Raw genomic sequence first — 15687 nt, forward strand, 5'->3', positions numbered from 1 at the left:
CCGCTGTCTTGCCGTCGAGCTGTCCCATGGTGGTCTCCTTGCTGGGGTGGTGGTCTGGTGGGGCCACCGTTCCGTTCAATCTTCAATCACCGTAGCCCCCCGAAAGATGACGTGTCAACTAATTGGATGACGGGTCATCTACCTGCGCAGCGAGGTGGTGGTGGGGGAGTGGTGCGGCCGGACATGCCGAAGCGGTGGCAGGTGTGACCTCGTACCTGCCACCGCTCCGTTGCCGGACCGCGCCGCCGGCGCGGCTCGTGAACACGCGCTGTGTGTTCACCGCATGCGATGTGTCACTTCACGATCCGGGCGAAGTTCCTGACCTCCTGCGTGAAGAGCAGGGGTTGTTCGAAGGCCGCGAAGTGGCCGCCGTAGGGGATCCGGTCGTTGAAGTAGACCAGGTCGCTGTAGGCGCGCTCGGCCCAGATCTTCGGGCCGCGGACCAGTTCGTGCGGGAACACGCTCAGTCCGACCGGCAGGTCGAGCCTGGTCAGACCGGACGCCCCGTAGTTCTGCCAGTAGAGGCGGGCGGAGGAGGCGGCGGTGTCGGTGAGCCAGTACAGCGTGATGTTGTCCAGCATGTCGTCCCGTGACAGGACGCCCTCCGGCCGGCCGGTGTTGTCGGTCCAGTCCAGGAACTTCTCGTAGATCCAGGCGGCCTGCCCCGCGGGGGAGTCGGCGAGGGCGTAGCCGATGGTCTGGGGGCGCGTCGACTGTTCCTGGAAGTACCCGGAGTACTGGGTGGAGAAGGTCTGGATCTGGGCCAGCGCGGTCTTCTCCGCCGCCGTGGGATCGTCCGACACGGGCGGGCTGAAGGTGTACTCGGGGAAGTTCAGCTCCACCCCGATCAGACCCTTGGGGCGCAGCTTGCCCAGCTGGGTCGTGATGCCGCCGCCCCAGTCGCCGCCCTGCGCGATGTAGTGGCGGTAGCCCAGGCGCTCCATGAGTTCGGCCCAGGCCGCGGCGATGCGCGCGGTGGTCCAGCCGGTGCTGGTGGGCCGGTCGGAGAAGCCGAAGCCGGGAACCGAGGGAATGACGACGTGGAAGGCGTCCTGTGCGGTGCCGCCGTAGGCCGTCGGGTCCGTCAGCGGGCCGATCGCCTTCAGGAACTCCACGAACGAGCCCGGCCAGCCATGGGTCAGGATCAGTGGCGTGGCGTCGGCGTGCCGGGAGCGGACGTGCAGGAAGTGGATGCCCAGGCCGTCGATCAGCGTCCGGTACTGGCCCAGCGCGTTGATCCGCCGCTCCAGACGGCGCCAGTCGTACCGGGTGCGCCAGTACTCCAGCAGGCCGGTCAGCTTCGCGAGCTGGACACCCTGGGAGTTGTCGGCGACCGTCTCCCGCTCCGGCAGCCGGACGCCGGCCAGCCGCTGACGCAGATCGCGCAGATGGGCCTCGGGCACATGGAGGTTCAGCCGGGTGATCTCCTCGGTGGCCGGGGGCAGCACGAGCGGACCGGGCACGCCTGGGTCGGCTGACGCGAAGTCCGTACCGAGCGCGACCGGAACCGCGGTGGCCAGTCCGGCGATGGTGGCGGTGCGCAGCATCGCGCGCCGCGAGGGCTGGGACGAGTCGGGCCCCGGAACGGGAACCGGACGGTGGGACAAGCGCATGCAGATGCTCCACTTCGAAAGGTGCGCGCGACAGGCACCGGCGGGTGCCACGCGAGCGGCCGTCAGGGGTGCCGTTCACGGCGTCGAGATCCGGGAACCGCCGGGCGGGACACTGACGTGAGCCGGGCCCCCGGCGGGCGTGGGGAGGGGGTCCATGCCCGCCGGCGCGGGATGAAGGCACCCCGGAGAGTGCCGGAAGTTTCTCCTCCGGGTGTTCACACCCGGGAGTTTCTCCTCCGGGTGTTCGCACCCGGGAGTTTCTCCGCCAGGTGTTCGTGCCCGGGAGTTTCTCCGCCAGGTGTTCGTGCCCAGGAGCGTGAACACCCGTAGACGTCACACGGCGTGCAGGGCCGCCTTGAGGCTGGCGACCGCGAGCAGGACCGCGTGCTTGGCCGCCTCGGTGTCGTGCAGCGAGTTGACCATCACGAAGTCGTGGACGATGCCGCCGAACCGGGCGTTCGTGGCCGGCACGCCCGCCTGGCGCAGCTTCGCCGCGAACGCCTCGCCCTCGTCGCGCAGCACGTCCGCCTCCGCGGTGATGATCAGCGCCGGCGGAAGACCCGCGAGGTCCTCCAGGCTCGCCCGCAGCGGAGAGACGGTGATACGGCCGCGCTCCTCCTCACTGGTGGTGTACTGGTCCCAGAACCACTTCATCCCGTCCCGGGCGAGGAAGTAGCCCTCGGCGAACTCCTCGTACGAGGCGGTGTCGAAGGCGGCGTCGGTGACCGGGTAGAACTCCACCTGCTTGACGAACCGCACACCACCGCGCTGCTTGGCCAGCAGCGTCAGCGCGATCGCCATGTTGCCGCCCACGGAGTCGCCCGCCACCGCCATCCGTGCGGCGTCCAGACCCCTGCCCGAACCCTCGGCCGTCACCCACTGGGCCACCGCCCAGCTCTGCTCCAGCGCGACGGGGTACCCGGCCTCCGGCGCGTGGTCGTACTCGGGGAACACGACCGCGGCACCGACACCGACGGCCAGGTCGCGCACCAGCCGGTCATGGGTGTGGGCGTCGCCGAAGACCCAGCCGGCACCGTGCACGTAGAGGATGACCGGCAACGTCGTCCCGGCCGAACCGACGGGGCGGACGACGCGCACCTTGACGGTGTCCGTCGGACCGCCCGCCACCTCCAGCCACTCCTCGTCGACCTCCGGCTTGAAGATCTCCGCGTCCTGCACCTGGTCCACCGCCTTGCGGCCCTCCTCCGGCGGGAGCTGGTACAGGAACGGCGGCTCGGAGGTGGCATCAACGAAGGCCTGTGCGGCGGGTTCCAGGGCGATGTGGCGTGGATTGCCGGCCATGGTGGTTCTCCTTGTCGATCGTGAGACGCCACCAAGACTGGCGTGCCTTTCCGGCCGATACCCCTCGGATCAGGGCAGGAACACCACGGATCGGGACGGATGTGGGAGGTGGGGCATCCGTGCGGGGCTGGTCACACGGCTCCACGGCTGAGCCGCGCCGAGGGGCACGAACGGTGACGGCAGGGGCGACGTGTCACCGGGAGACGGCGGCCTCCAGGTTGTTCAGCACGCCCAGCCGGCCGAACAGGACGGTGCCGGACGGGTAGCAGTTCAAGGACTCGATCTTGCCCTCACGCAGCCTGAACACGTCGCAGCACGGCAAGCGTCGATCCACCCGGCGATGTCCTGCACTTCGGCCACCGGCCAGTTTTGAATGACACGTCAACTGAATCGTGAGCGAAGGAGAGGCTACTCCCAGCCGTGTGAGACGGCTGGAACGGCTGCTTCCAGCGGCGGGTGACGGGCGCTGTGGCTTCCGTGGCGACGGTTGTCGGGAATCCAGGATGAGTGCCTTTCGGCGCGGTGTTCGGTGCGTGAAAGGATGGATGAGAGTTGACATGTCACCCATTTGCCTCTTGAATCAGCGCATGGACCGGTCGAGTCTCGTCGCGGACGAACTTCCCAGGATCGCCCTGCTCGTGGTGGACGGGGTGTCGCTGCTCGACATCGCTTCCGCGACCGAACCGCTCGCGGAGCGCGGCTCCTACGACGTGGTCGTCTGCTCACCCGATGGCGAGGACATCACCACCCGCAGCGGCCTGCCGTTCCACGTGTCGTCCAGCGCCCACGGCGCGGGCCGCGTGGACACGGCGGTCGTTCTCGGTGGCGGTCCCGCACTCGACGGCAACCCCACCGCCGCCCATGCGTCCGCTGTACGGCACATCGCCGGACGGGCCCGCCGCCTGGCCGGTGTGGACGCGGGAACGATCGTTCTGAGCGCCGCGGGCCTCCTCCGCGGGCGGAGGGTCACCGCACGTCAGGAGCATGTGGGGCTGTTGCGGAACCTCCAGCCGTCGACCGAGGTCCTGCCCGGGACACGGGTCGCCACCGACGGGAACCTCATCACGACCGCCGGTGAGGACGCTGCCAAAGTCCTGGCCGCGACGCTCGTCGCCCAGGACCAGGGCGAGGAGCAGGCCCGCGCCCTGGGTGCGGCGGCCCAGGACGGCGGGCAGTACGACCCCCGGACGATGCCCGCCACGGTCAACCCGATGGTCAGGAGGCTCACGCAGCAGATCATCGCCGACCCCACCGCCCCGTACTCGCTCGCCGACCTGGCCGCCAAGGTGGCGGTCAGCCCACGGCACCTGTCCCGTCTCTTCCGGGAGGCGCTGCACACCACCCCGGCGAAATTCGTCGAACAGGTGCGTTTCGACACGGCCCGGTCGCTGCTCGACGGCGGGATGTCGGTCACGGACAGCGCCTTCATGTCGGGCTTCGGCAGCCTCGAAGCACAGCGCCGTGCCTTCGTCAGCCGACTGGGTGTGTCACCGCGCGTCTACCAGCGCCGGGTCCCGTGCTTCCCGCCCGCGGAGGCGTCCCGCCCTCTTCCCCCGCCGTACTCCTCGCGTGACTTGGCCGTTCCCGGCTGACCGGGCGGAACTCGGACGCCGGCGAGGGGCGGGCGCGCGGCAGGCTCGCCTGCCGAGGGTGAGCGGAACCCGACGGTCGAGGAGCACGGACGTGCGCGCCAGGGACCCTGCCGGGTACGACGTGTGCGCTACGGCCCCCGCCGGGCGCACGGGATCACAGGCCCGGATGCGTCCCGCCGGCCCCACCCCACTCACCAGACCTGCGGAGCCACCGGCCCCGTAGGACCACCCCACACCCCACCAGACCCGCGGACCCACCGGACCGCGCTCTCCCAGAGGGCGAACCCGTGTTCAGATCACACCACCCCATGACACCGCCGAGCCGGCCGAGGAGCCGATTGCGGCGCGCTCGCGCCGTGGTTTCCTGCGGTCGGCCGCCGTCGTCGGCGTCGGGGCGGCTTCCGCCGTGTCGGTCGGGCGGCCCCACGACCGCGGGCCTACGCCCGTCTCGTCAGGTGACCGGCGTGCGTTGAGCACGGGGCCCGGCCGAGGACTCGGCCGGGGCCCCACTGTGCGGTACGGTCGCCCGCCCGGTGAGCATCACCGAGTGTCCGCCGGACGCCTGGTCGTAGAACGCGGCGACCGCCCCGTCGAACGCCTCGCGGGTGTGCGGGAGGGTCAGTGGCGGACGACCTGGGGAGCGATGTCCTCGGTGAAGGCCGCACCGCCGGAGCGGGCGACCTTGCTGTTCCTGACCGGGTCGACGCCGCAGAACGCGGCCTCCAGGGTGCCCGCCAGCACGGTGTTGACGGTGCCGTTGTTGGACGTGTTCGCCATCGACGTCATGCTGCGGTCACCGTCGGCCGTCGTGAAGGCGTACGTGTAGTAGCCCTGCACGGTGCCGGTGTGACCGTAGACCGTCACGCCGCAGGGCAGATTCCGGCTTCCACCTGGCCGGGATCGTCGGGTTCGCACAGCGCGTCGTGGGCGGTGAGCAGGGTCTGACGGGCCTCGTCGGGGATCGACTATCCCGTACACGCCCCTCCCGCGGCCTCTCGCGGCCTGCCGCGACGGAAACGGAAGCGCCGTTCCCGCGGCAGCGGGGCGCACGTGCACGAGCCGGTGGCGACCGCCGGTGGCGACCGCCTGCGGCGACTCGCGTGAGATCATCCGTCCATGAGCAGCGACCTGGATGTGAGTGCTCTGGCGATCAATGTCACGATCCCGCAGCCGCTCCGCTGGACGGACACTCGACGCGGTGAAGAGTTCACGCTGACCACGCTCAACGTCCGGCTCCTCCCGGACGGTCACCTCGCCGTGAAGGCCTACGGCAGGCCAGTCGGTGGTGGCCGGGGCGCATACGTCTCGTTCCCTGTCCCCGACAGACCCGAACTGGCGGCCCTGATTTCCCAAGCCGCCAGCCGTGCCGGGGAGCTGTGGGCCACCCATCGTGGTCTCGGTTGAGCCCGGTCCGACTCGACGACGGACGGTGGCAGCCCCGGACGACTTCGCCCCTCGCGGCGCGGCCGGGGAGGACGGATCTTCGGGCCCGGATCGCCATCTCGGCCGGCCACTGCCTCACGGACCCCCGGCGGCACGTACGCGGACCAGGAGGCCCGCGACGACCTCGCGCCCCCTCCACGACCGGGACCTCGCGCCCCCTCCACGACCGGGCGGACGCGGTTCCGGCCTCTCCTCCGCCGATCGGCAACCGTGGCGCCGCACCAGCGAGTTCGCCGACGCAGCGCTGGGCCCGTTCCCGGGTGGGTTGGGCCCGCCGTCCGCCCGGCGAGCATCTTCGCCGCCCGGGCGACGGATTCCCACCCGTCGAGGCCGTGTGCGCGGACGCGCGCCGGTGCTCAGCGGGAGGCGGTCCGGCCACGTGCCGGGCGGGGCGCCGGGGGCTGTGGGCGGTGGCGCACCCGACTGGAACGCAGATGGGTGGCCATGGCCTCGGCCGCCTTCTCAGGGTTGCGCTGTACGAGAGCGTCCAGGATGTGCTCGTGCTCGGCGACGGTGGCGTCGACGGATCCGGGCGCGCTGTTCAGCCGCAGCATGTGCAGATGGGCGTGGAGGCGGTTCACCGCGTCCGCGAGCAGCGGCCGACCCGCGGCCCGGGCCAGCAGATCGTGGAACTCCTGGTCGAGCGAGGCGAACCGGCGGTAGTCCGAGTACCTCTCGCCCAGGTCGGGCTGGCGGCGCATCTCCTCGACGATGGAGCGCAGTCGGCGCAGTTCCTCGTCGCTCGCGTTCTCCGCGGCCAGTGAAGCGGCCCGGGGTTCGAGCAGCAGCCGCATCTCGAACAGGTCGAGCAGGGCCTCGGGGTCGAGCAGGTCGGTGGCGCGATAGCCGGCGTTGGCCCGCTTGACCACGAGTCGCTCCGATTCGAGCCGGGCGAGGGCCTCGCGTACCGGGGTCGCCGACACGTCGAGCTGACGGGCCAGTCCCTCGATGCTCAGGCGGGCGCCAGGGGCGATCTCGTGGTCCATGATCATCGCCTTGACGCTTTCGTACGCGCGATCGGTCAGCGCATCCTGTCGAGTCCCGTCCGTCATGGCATGAATCATAGAGAATCCCTGCTCATAGGGGTCCGCGTACGAGCCCGCTCCCGGTCGATGCTCGCCCTGTCCGTCGCTCTCCCGTGCCGCAGCTCCCTCAGCCATTGCCACAGCTGTATTCCTATAGCATCCTTCCCCCTGTCGCCATTTCCTATAGGAAAGTGGGGTGGGAGGGGATGCTGAGCACCCCGGGGACCGACCCCGTCGCCGTGGTCGGTCCAGGAGCCGTCGGCCTTGCGCTCGCGGCCCGGCTGGCCGGGCGGGGGCACCCGGTGACGTTGTGCGGACGGCCCGGCACGGTGCCACTGTCCGCGGTGACGTCGAGCGACGAGCACGGGATGCGGACCGCCGACGTGGAGTGGCACAGCGAACCAGCCCGCGTGCACCCCTTCCGCTGGGTGCTGGTGGCGACCAAGCTGCATCAGCGCGATGCGGCACGTGCCTGGCTGGAGCGGCTGGTCGACAGCCACAGCCTGGTCATCGTGGCGCAGAACGGCATCGAGCACCGGGAGCTGGTCCCGCCCCACGTCACACCCCGCCAAGTCGTGCCCGCCCTGGTCCACTTCCATGCCGAACGGCACGGCAGGGACCGCGTGGAGGTACGACAGGACGGCCCGGGCCTGGTCATCGGTGACGACGCGCCGGGGCGCCGCGCCCGCCCGCTCCTCGACCGGACCGGGCTCGGCGTGTGCCCCGTCTCCGACTTCACCACCGCCGCCTGGCGCAAGCTCATGGTCAACGCCGTGGCCAACCCCCTTACGACGCTCACCTGCCGCCGGGTCGAGGTCCTCGGCGACCCGGCCGTCCGGGACCTGGCGGCCACGATGCTCGCGGAAGTCGCCGCGGTGGGCCGGGCGGAGGGCGCCCGGCTTCCGGCCGCGGCCGTCGACGACGTCCTCGCCTGGATCGACGCCCGGCCGGCCGGCGCCGGCTCGTCGATGCTCGCCGACCGCCTCGCCGGCCGCCGCCTCGAGTACGACGGGCTGCTCGGCGCGGTCGTCCGCAGGGCGCACCGGCACGGGCTCGCCGTGCCGGTGTGCACGGCGGTGCTGGCGCTCATCGCCGCTCTCGACGCCGCGCCGGCAGCGACACACGACACCTTCGAGAACCAGGAGCAGCAGTGGCACGAGTGATCAAGGCGGAGGCCTACCTCGCGGACATCGAGGTGGAGACGGTGCGCACGGACGCCACACAGACGTTCCTCAAGCAGGAGACCCTCTTCGTCGAGGTCACGACGGACGACGGCCTGACCGGCACCGGATATTCGTACACGATCGGCACCGGTGGCCGCGCCGTCCTCGCGATGCTGCGCGACCACCTGCTGCCCTCGCTCGTCGGTCACGACTCCCGTGAGATCGAGAGCGCCTGGCGGACCATGTACGACAGCACCCGGGCCACGATGGTCGGCGCGATCACCGCGCTGGGCCTGGCCGCCGCGGACCTGGCGCTGTGGGATCTGCGCTGCCTGCGGGCGGGGGAGCCGCTGTGGCGTGTCGCCGGCGGACACCGCTCGGCCGTGCCGGTGTACGACACCGAGCACGGCTGGCTCCATCTGGGCGAGGACGAGTTGGTCGCGGGGGCGCTGGAGGCGCGTGAGAAGGGCTTCCGCGGAGTGAAGGTGAAGATCGGCAAGCCGTCCCCCGCGGAGGACGCGGCGCGCATCCGGGCCGTCCGGGAAGCGGTCGGCCCCGGCATGGACCTCATGGTCGACGCCAACCAGGCCTTCACCTCCGCCGAGGCGGTACGGCGCGCTGCCCTCCTGGAACCCTACGATGTCGGCTGGTTCGAGGAGCCGCTGCCCGCCGACGACGTGGCGGGGCACGCACGGCTGGCCGCCTCGACGACCGTCCCCGTGGCGGTCGGGGAGTCCGTGTACTCCTTGGGGCACTTCCGCGAGTACCTCCAGCGCGGCGCCGCCGGCATCGTGCAGCCCGATGTCGCGCGGATCGGCGGCGTCACCCCCTGGCTGAAGGTGGCGCATCTCGCCGAGGCGTTCGGGGTCGAGGTCTGCCCGCACTTCCTGATGGAGATCCACGTCAGCCTCACCGCCGCCGTGTCCAACGCCCGCTACGTCGAGTACATCCCTCAGCTCCGCGCCGTGACGCGTAGTCAGCTCCGCATCGTCGACGGTTTCGCGCACGCACCCCAGGAGCCGGGGCTCGGCATCGCCTGGGACCGCGACGCCATCGACGACCGGCGCGTGGCCTGAGCCGCCGCCCGCCGCCCCTTCCCGCAACAGGAGGACGACGATGTCCACCCTCTCAACGGCGCAGCCCTCCGCCACCGCCACCGCGTACCGCCGCAGAGTCCTGCTGGCCTCCCTCGTCGGCTCGGCCCTCGAATGGTACGACTTCTACCTCTACGGCACGGCGGCGGCCCTCGTCTTCAACAAGATCATTTTTCCTTCGTCCGACCCCACGGCCTCGCTCCTCGCCTCCTTCGGCACCCTCGCCGTCGGCTACTTCGTCCGGCCGCTCGGCGGTCTCCTCTTCGGTCGCCTCGGCGACCTGTTCGGCCGCAAACGCGTCCTGGTCATCACCCTCGTGGTGATGGGCGCCTCCACCGTCGGCATGGCCCTGGTCCCGACGTACGGGCAGGTGGGCGTCCTCGCCCCCGTCCTGCTGGTCCTCCTGCGTGCCGTCCAGGGGCTCGGGGCCGGAGCCGAGTACGGCGGGGCGGCCATCCTGGCGGCCGAATTCTCCCAGCCGCGACGACGCGGACTGTTCGGTGCGGCGCCCAGCGTCGGCGTCTACGTCGGCATCCTCCTCGCCTCCGGCGCCTTCGCGCTGGTGACCCAGCTGCCGGAGGACCAGTTCCTGGCCTGGGGCTGGCGCGTCCCCTTCGCGGCCAGCGTGCTGGTCATCGCCGTGGCCCTGGTGATCCGACTGCGGCTGACCGAGAGCCCGGCGTTCGAAGCAGCCCAGGAACGCTCGGAAAGCGCCGAGGTGTCCCCCGTACGCGAGGTCGTGCGCACCGAATGGAAGGCCGGCCTGGTCGTCTTCGGCCTGCAAACCGCACAGAACGTCGTCGCCTACCTGAACCTGACGTTCCTGGCCGCCTACCTCACCGACACACTGGAACTCTCCAGTTCGACGGGCCCCGTCGCCGTCACCGTCGGCACCGCCGTGACGGCCCTCACCCTCCCCCTGTTCGCCCATCTCACCGACCGCGTCGGCCGCAAGCCGATCGCCCTGGCCGGCACCGTCTTCTCCGGCGCGTTCGTCTTCCCGTACTTCTGGATCATCGACCACGCGCACACCTCGCTCACCGTCACCCTTGCCGTCGTGGTGAGCATGGGCATCGGCGTGGGCTGCATGTTCGCCCCGCAGGCCGCCTACTACAGCGAGCTGTTCACCGCACGGTCCCGATTCACCGGCCTCGCCCTGTACCGCGAGGTCGCCGGCGCCGTCACCGGCGGACTGACTCCGCTCATCGCCGTCGCGCTCGTCGCCGCGACGGGGGGCCGCTCCTGGAGCGTCGCGTTGTTCGTCGTCGCCTCCTGCGCCATCGGCGGTCTCGCGGTGGGCCTCGGCCCCGAGACCCGCGGCCGTGACCTCACCGCCACCACCGTCGACGCGCTCCGGGAGTCGACCGGCACCTACCGCTGACCCCACGCCACCGAACGCACCCCGCGGACCGGACAGCCCCTCGACGGAACACCCAGCACCCACTCAGCCAGTTCACGAACCCTGGAACCCGGCGACCTCGTCCTCAGCGGCGCCCCGCAGGGCGTCGCCCCCGCAGAACGCTCCCCCTGCTCGAACGCCGGCGTCACCGACCGCCGACGGCGGCGGACACGGCAGGAAGCGCCCGGACGACGGTCGCAGCGAAGGACGGACGATGCCCCGCACCACCGACCCCCACCGCACCCCCCACGCCGAGTACGAGGGCCTCGTCGCCGTAGTCACCGGCGGCGCCTCCGGCATCGGCCTGGCCACCGCCCGCGAACTGCACGCGCGAGGCGCGGAGGTCGCCGTACTCGACCTGGCCGCGACCGACGAGCCGTTCCTGCACGTCCACTGCGACGTCACCGACGACGAGGCCGTCCGTACGGCCGTCGACACGGTGACGAACGAACTCGGTGACATCCACGTACTCGTCAACAACGCGGGGATCGGAGCCCAGGGCACCGTCGAGGACAACACCCCCGACGAGTGGCGCCGCGTGCTCGACGTCAACGTCATCGGCATCGCCCGCGTCACGACGGCCGCCCTGCCCGCGCTGCGCAAGGCCGCCGCAGGGGGCGCCGGGCATGCCGCGATCGTCAACATGTGCTCGATCGCAGCCACCGCCGGGCTGCCCCGGCGGGCCCTGTACTCGGCGAGCAAGGGCGCCGTCCTGGCCCTGACCCGTGCCATGGCGGCCGACCACCTGCGCGAGGGCATCCGGGTGTGCTGCGTGAACCCCGGCACGGTGGACACGCCCTGGGTGGGCCGGCTCCTCTCAGCCGCGGACGACGCCGACGCAGAGCGCGCCGCCCTGGCGGCCCGCCAGCCGAGCGGACGACTGGTCAGCGCCGAGGAAGTCGCCGCCGCCGTCGCCTACTTGGCCGGCCCCGGCTCGGGCGCCACCACGGGCACGGACCTCGCGGTCGACGGCGGGATGCAGGGACTGAGGCTGCCGCCGCGGCCATGAGAGCAGCGACCGCCTGCGCCTCGGGCGGCAGGAGGGGAGGGCCGGGGCGCGTGCCGTGCGCCTCGTCGGGGCCAGGCGTCGAAGGACGCCCCGGCGACCCGGCCGCGTCCCGCGCCGGTGTCCTTCCCGTCACCTGTGTCGTGCGCGCGTACTCCACTCGACCGGGCGTTCAGCGGGGGCGGCCCGAGGCGCGTCGCCCCCGCCCACGGGCGCGGTGTCCGGGACCCGAGCGGGACTCAGGACGTGTCACGTATGTCCTCCCACAGGGGTGTCAGCCGCATGAGCTGCTCGTCCCGCCAGCGAACCCGCTCCTGCCACCGGTCGTGCGGCAGGAGGCCGCGACGCTGGCGCACCGCGCTCGACACGAGGTCCGGCGTCCACGGGTCGTGCTGACCACGCTCGGCGCCCATGCGCGCATAGGCGGGTCCCATCGTCTCCGCGTGTGACGCGAGACCGCCGCGGGTGTTGAGGTCGACCGTCTCGAACGGGCCGATGAGGCTCCACCGGCGTCCGAGACCGCTGCGGACGACCTCGTCGATCTCGTCGACCGTCGCCACCCCGTCCCGGACCAGGCAGTAGGCCTCACGCAGTACGGCACCCTGAAGACGGTTGAACACGAACCCCTCCGGCTCGTGACGGACCGTCACCGGCCGCAGCCCCACGCCGGTGTAGAGGGTGCGGGCGCGCTCCACGGCCCAGGCGGCGGTGCCGGGGGAGGGGACGACCTCGATCACCGGCAGGAGGTACGGCGGATTGCCGGGGTGGCCGACCAGGACGCGCTCCCGCAGCCCGTCGGGCAGGCCGGCCGCGAGGAGGCTGGGACGTATCGCCGAGCTGGAACTGGCGAACACCGCCCGGTCGGGCGCGCTGTGGGCCGCGCGCCGGATCACCTCCTGCTTGACGTCCAACCGCTCCGGTGCGCATTCCTGCACCAGCGCCGCCCCCGCGACCGCCTCCGCCAGGTCGTGGGTGAACGCGACCCGCTCCCGCACGGCGACCGGGTTCTCGACGAGGCCGTGCACGGCCAACAGGTCGAGGCGGTCGGAGAGTTCGTCGTGGGCGCGCGCCAGAGCGTCCGGGAACGGATCCCACACCTGGACCGGGTGTCCGGCTCGTGCGAGGACGAGGGCGAAGGCGACTCCGATGGAGCCGGCGCCCGCGACGGCGAGCGGCTCCCTCGGGCCGGGTGCCGGGGGCACGGCTGGGCCCGTCACACCGACCACCAACTACGGTCGTCGTCGTGACCCCGCCGCAGGATCTCGACGACGGCCTCGTGGGTGAGCTCGCGCGGGTTGTTCGCCGTCAGGCGGGTCGCGAGCATGGCCTGGCCGGCCACGTAGGAGAAGTCCTTCGGGTCCAGCCCTAGCGTCTTCAGGTCGGTCGGGCAGCCGACGGTCTCCAGCAGCGCCTCGACGCGCAGGATGCCGGCCTTCGCCTGGTCCAAGGGGGCCGACTCCGGGTCCGCGACACCCAGCAGCGTCCCGATCTCCGCGAACTCCGCGATCCGGGACGGCAGGTTGAAGCGCATCACGTACGGCAGGAGCGCCCCGACACCGAACCCGTGCGGGGTGTGGGTCAGCGCCCCGATCGGGGACTGGATGGCGTGCGCCGCGGCGGTACCGGCGGTGTTGATGGCCATGCCCGCGTTGTACGCGGCCAGCATGGTCGCGGAGCGTGCCGCGATGTCGGAGGGGTCGGCGACCACGTCCTCCAGGGAGGAGTTCAGCAGGGTCAGGCCGCTGCGGCAGAAGATGTCGGTCAGCGGGTTCTTGCCGACGTAGAGGTGACGGGCCAGGAAGTCCGGCGTCACCTCCTTGACGCGGTCGGTGAACGTCTCGACCAGGTGGGTCAGCGCGTCGGCGGCCGTGGCCGCGGTGAGCGCCGGCGGGCAGGACAGGGTGAGCTCGGGGTCGATGACGGCGGCGTACGCCTCCAGGTGGGGGCTGGCGACGCCGACCTTCATGCCCTTCTCCCGGTCGAAGACGACCGAGACGCAGGTGACCTCGGCGCCGGTACCGGCGGTGGTGGGCACGGTGATGACCGGCAGCCCGGGGCCCGGGACGAGGAACTCGCCGTAGTAGTCCCGGACGTCGCCGCCGTGTGCGAGGACGACGGCGGACACCTTCGCCAGGTCGAGGCACGAGCCGCCCCCGACCGCCAGCAGGGCGTCCACGCCGGTGTCGCCGTACCGGTCGACGACGGTGACCACGTTCTCGCGTGGCAGGTCCGGTTCGGCCCCGGAGAACACCGAGACCGTGATCCCCTGTGCCTCGATGGCCGTCATCATGTCCTTGAACTCGGTCGCCTGTGCCATGCGGGCGTCCGTGACGACGAGGACGTGCCGTCCGGTCTCGGCAAGGAGCCGGGGCAGGTGGCGCCGCTCACCGGGACCGAAGAGAACGGTCCTGGGCTGGCGCAGGACGCCGAGGGAGGCGATGCGGGACGTCACAGGCCCGCCTCCGCCTCGTTCACGGTGATGGCCAGGTACTTGGGCTCCAGGAACTCGTAGATCGCCTCGTGTCCGCCTTCGCGGCCGAGCCCGGAGGCCTTGATACCGCCGAACGCCGCCGCGGGGTCGGCCATGATCCCGCGGTTGACGCCGACCATGCCGAAGTCGAGGCGCTCGCTCACGGCGACGGCGCGGTCCAGGTTGCGGGTGAACACGTACGCGGCGAGGCCGTAGGAGGTGTCGTTGGCGACCCGCACCGCCTCGGCGACCGAATCGACGGTGTAGATGGTCGCGATGGGGGCGAACAACTCCCGGTGGCAGAGGTCGTCGTCGGCCTGTGTCACCGAGAAGACGGTCGGCTCGAAGAAGAATCCGTCGCCCGGCACCTCCTTGCCCCCGGTCAGCAGGGTCGCCCCGATGTCCAGGAAGCCGTTGACGAGTTCCTTGACGGTCTCGCGCTGCCGGGCCGAGATGATCGGGCCGACCTCCGCGGCCGGGTCGAACCCGTCGCCGACCTTCAGCTTCTCGGTCAACGCGACGAACTTGGCCGTGAACTCCTGTGCCACGCGGCTGTCGACGATGATCCGGTTGGCCGCCACGCAGGCCTGACCGGCATTGCGGAACTTGCACACGATCGCCTGCTCGGCCGCCAGGTCGAGGTCGGCGTCGTCGAGCACGATGAACGGACCGTCGCCGCCGAGTTCCATCGAGGCGTTGGTGATGTGCGCGGCCGCCTGGCTCAGCAGGGTGCTGCCCACACCGGTCGAGCCGGTGAAGCTCACCTTGCGCAGGCGGCGGTCCGCCATGAGCGCCGCCGACACCTGGGACGAGGCCGTCGTGTGGACGAGGTTGACCACGCCCGCGGGGAAGCCGGCGTCGTGCAGTGCCTGTACGAACAAGGCGCAGGTCAGCGGAGTCTCCTTCGCGGACTTCACCACGACCGTGCATCCGGCGGCGAGCGCCGCGCCGGCCTTGCGGGCGATCATCAGCAGCGGGAAGTTCCAGGGAGTGATCAAAAGACAGGGGCCGACCGGCTGGTGGGTGGTGACGACGCGGTACGCGCCCCGGGAGCCGTGCGCGTAGGTGCCGTGGAGGTGGGCGACCTGCTCGGCGTACCAGAGGAAGAAGTCGGCCGAGAGCTGGAACTCGCCCCGGGCCTCGCTCAACGGCTTGCCGCTCTCCAGCGTCATGGTCTCGACGATGTCGTCGGCGCGCTCCAGGAGCAGTCGGTGCGCGCGGTGGAAGAGGTCGGCGCGCTCGCGCGGCAGCACGTGACGCCAGGCGTCCTGAGCGGCGACGGCCGCGTCCAGCCCGGCGAGTGCCTGTGCGACGGTGCCGTCGGCGACCTCGGCGATCGTCCCGGAGGTCGCCGGGTTGAGGACCGGGAACGTCTCGGCGGCGTGTGTCCACGCGCCGTCGATGTACAGATCGACGGGGATCCGTCGTCCGCGGACCTGCGCTGTGACGGGCGCGATCGGTGTCGGCATGGAAGGCGTCCTCCTCTGTGGGCGGGAACGGATGCGGCCGGCCGGCTCGGCGGAGCCGCCGCGGGTGCCGCACCGCGCGAACGCGCGGTGACGTATGACCGTCATCTCGTA

At 71.5% G+C, this 15687-nt stretch carries 12 protein-coding genes and 1 pseudogene; 6 read left to right on the forward strand and 7 right to left on the reverse strand.

All coding sequences use genetic code 11. From position 1 onward, the window contains the following. Positions 1–293: 293 nt before the first annotated feature. Positions 294–1613: an epoxide hydrolase family protein gene (locus IE294_RS37565; protein ID WP_189893698.1), complete on the reverse strand. Its 1320-nt coding sequence runs from the start codon at positions 1611–1613 to the stop codon at positions 294–296. Between the two features lie 333 nt (positions 1614–1946). Further along, positions 1947–2915, reverse strand: coding sequence for an alpha/beta hydrolase (locus IE294_RS37570; protein WP_189893699.1), 969 nt, complete (start codon positions 2913–2915; stop codon positions 1947–1949). A gap of 587 nt (positions 2916–3502) precedes the next feature. On the opposite strand from IE294_RS37570, the gene IE294_RS37580 reads away from it, so the two are divergent. Then, positions 3503–4507, forward strand: coding sequence for a GlxA family transcriptional regulator (locus tag IE294_RS37580; protein ID WP_189893700.1), 1005 nt, complete (start codon positions 3503–3505; stop codon positions 4505–4507). Positions 4508–5125: 618 nt separating this feature from the next. Here the strand turns inward: IE294_RS37580 and IE294_RS37585 are convergent. After that, a pseudogene (locus IE294_RS37585) lies at positions 5126–5389 on the reverse strand (serine hydrolase domain-containing protein); the annotation flags it as partial. 234 nt (positions 5390–5623) lie between these two features. Between IE294_RS37585 and IE294_RS37590 the strand changes: the two are divergent. Then, positions 5624–5911 carry a hypothetical protein gene (locus IE294_RS37590; RefSeq protein ID WP_189818996.1) on the forward strand — a complete coding sequence of 96 codons (288 nt, stop codon included), beginning with the start codon at positions 5624–5626 and terminating at the stop codon, positions 5909–5911. A gap of 395 nt (positions 5912–6306) precedes the next feature. Here the strand turns inward: IE294_RS37590 and IE294_RS37595 are convergent, their stop codons facing one another. After that, positions 6307–7002 (reverse strand): GntR family transcriptional regulator, encoded by a 696-nt coding sequence (locus IE294_RS37595; protein WP_189893701.1) that lies wholly within the window; start codon positions 7000–7002, stop codon positions 6307–6309. A gap of 179 nt (positions 7003–7181) precedes the next feature. On the opposite strand from IE294_RS37595, the gene IE294_RS37600 reads away from it, so the two are divergent. The 4 genes from IE294_RS37600 to IE294_RS37615 all read left to right on the forward strand — a co-directional run bounded on the left by IE294_RS37600 (position 7182) and on the right by IE294_RS37615 (position 11640). After that, a complete protein-coding gene (locus IE294_RS37600) occupies positions 7182–8138 on the forward strand; it encodes a 2-dehydropantoate 2-reductase (RefSeq protein ID WP_189893702.1) in 957 nt (318 codons plus the stop codon). Continuing rightward, entirely contained in the window at positions 8126–9214 is a 1089-nt protein-coding gene (locus IE294_RS37605; RefSeq protein ID WP_189893703.1) for a mandelate racemase/muconate lactonizing enzyme family protein, read from the forward strand. Before IE294_RS37600 ends, IE294_RS37605 begins: the two co-directional genes overlap by 13 nt. 40 nt (positions 9215–9254) lie before the next feature. Next, positions 9255–10613, forward strand: coding sequence for an MFS transporter (locus IE294_RS37610; protein WP_189893704.1), 1359 nt, complete (start codon positions 9255–9257; stop codon positions 10611–10613). Between the two features lie 232 nt (positions 10614–10845). Further along, positions 10846–11640 carry an SDR family NAD(P)-dependent oxidoreductase gene (locus tag IE294_RS37615; protein ID WP_189893705.1) on the forward strand — a complete coding sequence of 265 codons (795 nt, stop codon included), beginning with the start codon at positions 10846–10848 and terminating at the stop codon, positions 11638–11640. 236 nt (positions 11641–11876) lie between these two features. Here IE294_RS37615 and IE294_RS37620 read toward each other — a convergent pair whose 3' ends face one another. Genes IE294_RS37620 through IE294_RS37630 form a run of 3 tightly spaced genes read right to left on the reverse strand, consistent with a single transcriptional unit; the run spans position 11877 to position 15576 of the window. After that, positions 11877–12854 (reverse strand): 3-hydroxyacyl-CoA dehydrogenase, encoded by a 978-nt coding sequence (locus tag IE294_RS37620; protein WP_229917730.1) that lies wholly within the window; start codon positions 12852–12854, stop codon positions 11877–11879. Beyond that, the gene (locus IE294_RS37625; protein WP_189893706.1) at positions 12851–14089 is read right to left on the reverse strand and encodes an iron-containing alcohol dehydrogenase; all 1239 of its coding nucleotides are present in this window, start codon (positions 14087–14089) and stop codon (positions 12851–12853) included. The genes IE294_RS37620 and IE294_RS37625 overlap by 4 nt, the downstream gene beginning before the upstream one ends. Beyond that, the gene (locus tag IE294_RS37630; RefSeq protein WP_189893708.1) at positions 14086–15576 is read right to left on the reverse strand and encodes an NAD-dependent succinate-semialdehyde dehydrogenase; all 1491 of its coding nucleotides are present in this window, start codon (positions 15574–15576) and stop codon (positions 14086–14088) included. Before IE294_RS37630 ends, IE294_RS37625 begins: the two co-directional genes overlap by 4 nt. Positions 15577–15687: the final 111 nt, after the last annotated feature.

Origin of the sequence: Streptomyces canarius (genome assembly GCF_014650735.1) — a bacterium.
Taxonomy (GTDB): domain Bacteria; phylum Actinomycetota; class Actinomycetes; order Streptomycetales; family Streptomycetaceae; genus Streptomyces; species Streptomyces olivaceoviridis.

Bases quoted from the DNA above. Each gene is read 5' to 3' on its own strand.
- IE294_RS37600 (WP_189893702.1), top strand. From the start codon at position 7,182: ATGCTGAGCACCCCGGGGACCGACCCCGTCGCCGTGGTCGGTCCAGGA.
- IE294_RS37565 (WP_189893698.1), bottom strand. From the start codon at position 1,613: ATGCGCTTGTCCCACCGTCCGGTTCCCGTTCCGGGGCCCGACTCGTCC.
- IE294_RS37630 (WP_189893708.1), bottom strand. From the start codon at position 15,576: ATGCCGACACCGATCGCGCCCGTCACAGCGCAGGTCCGCGGACGACGG.
- IE294_RS37590 (WP_189818996.1), top strand. From the start codon at position 5,624: ATGAGCAGCGACCTGGATGTGAGTGCTCTGGCGATCAATGTCACGATC.
- IE294_RS37595 (WP_189893701.1), bottom strand. From the start codon at position 7,002: ATGACGGACGGGACTCGACAGGATGCGCTGACCGATCGCGCGTACGAA.
- IE294_RS37570 (WP_189893699.1), bottom strand. From the start codon at position 2,915: ATGGCCGGCAATCCACGCCACATCGCCCTGGAACCCGCCGCACAGGCC.
- IE294_RS37610 (WP_189893704.1), top strand. From the start codon at position 9,255: ATGTCCACCCTCTCAACGGCGCAGCCCTCCGCCACCGCCACCGCGTAC.
- IE294_RS37580 (WP_189893700.1), top strand. From the start codon at position 3,503: ATGGACCGGTCGAGTCTCGTCGCGGACGAACTTCCCAGGATCGCCCTG.
- IE294_RS37615 (WP_189893705.1), top strand. From the start codon at position 10,846: ATGCCCCGCACCACCGACCCCCACCGCACCCCCCACGCCGAGTACGAG.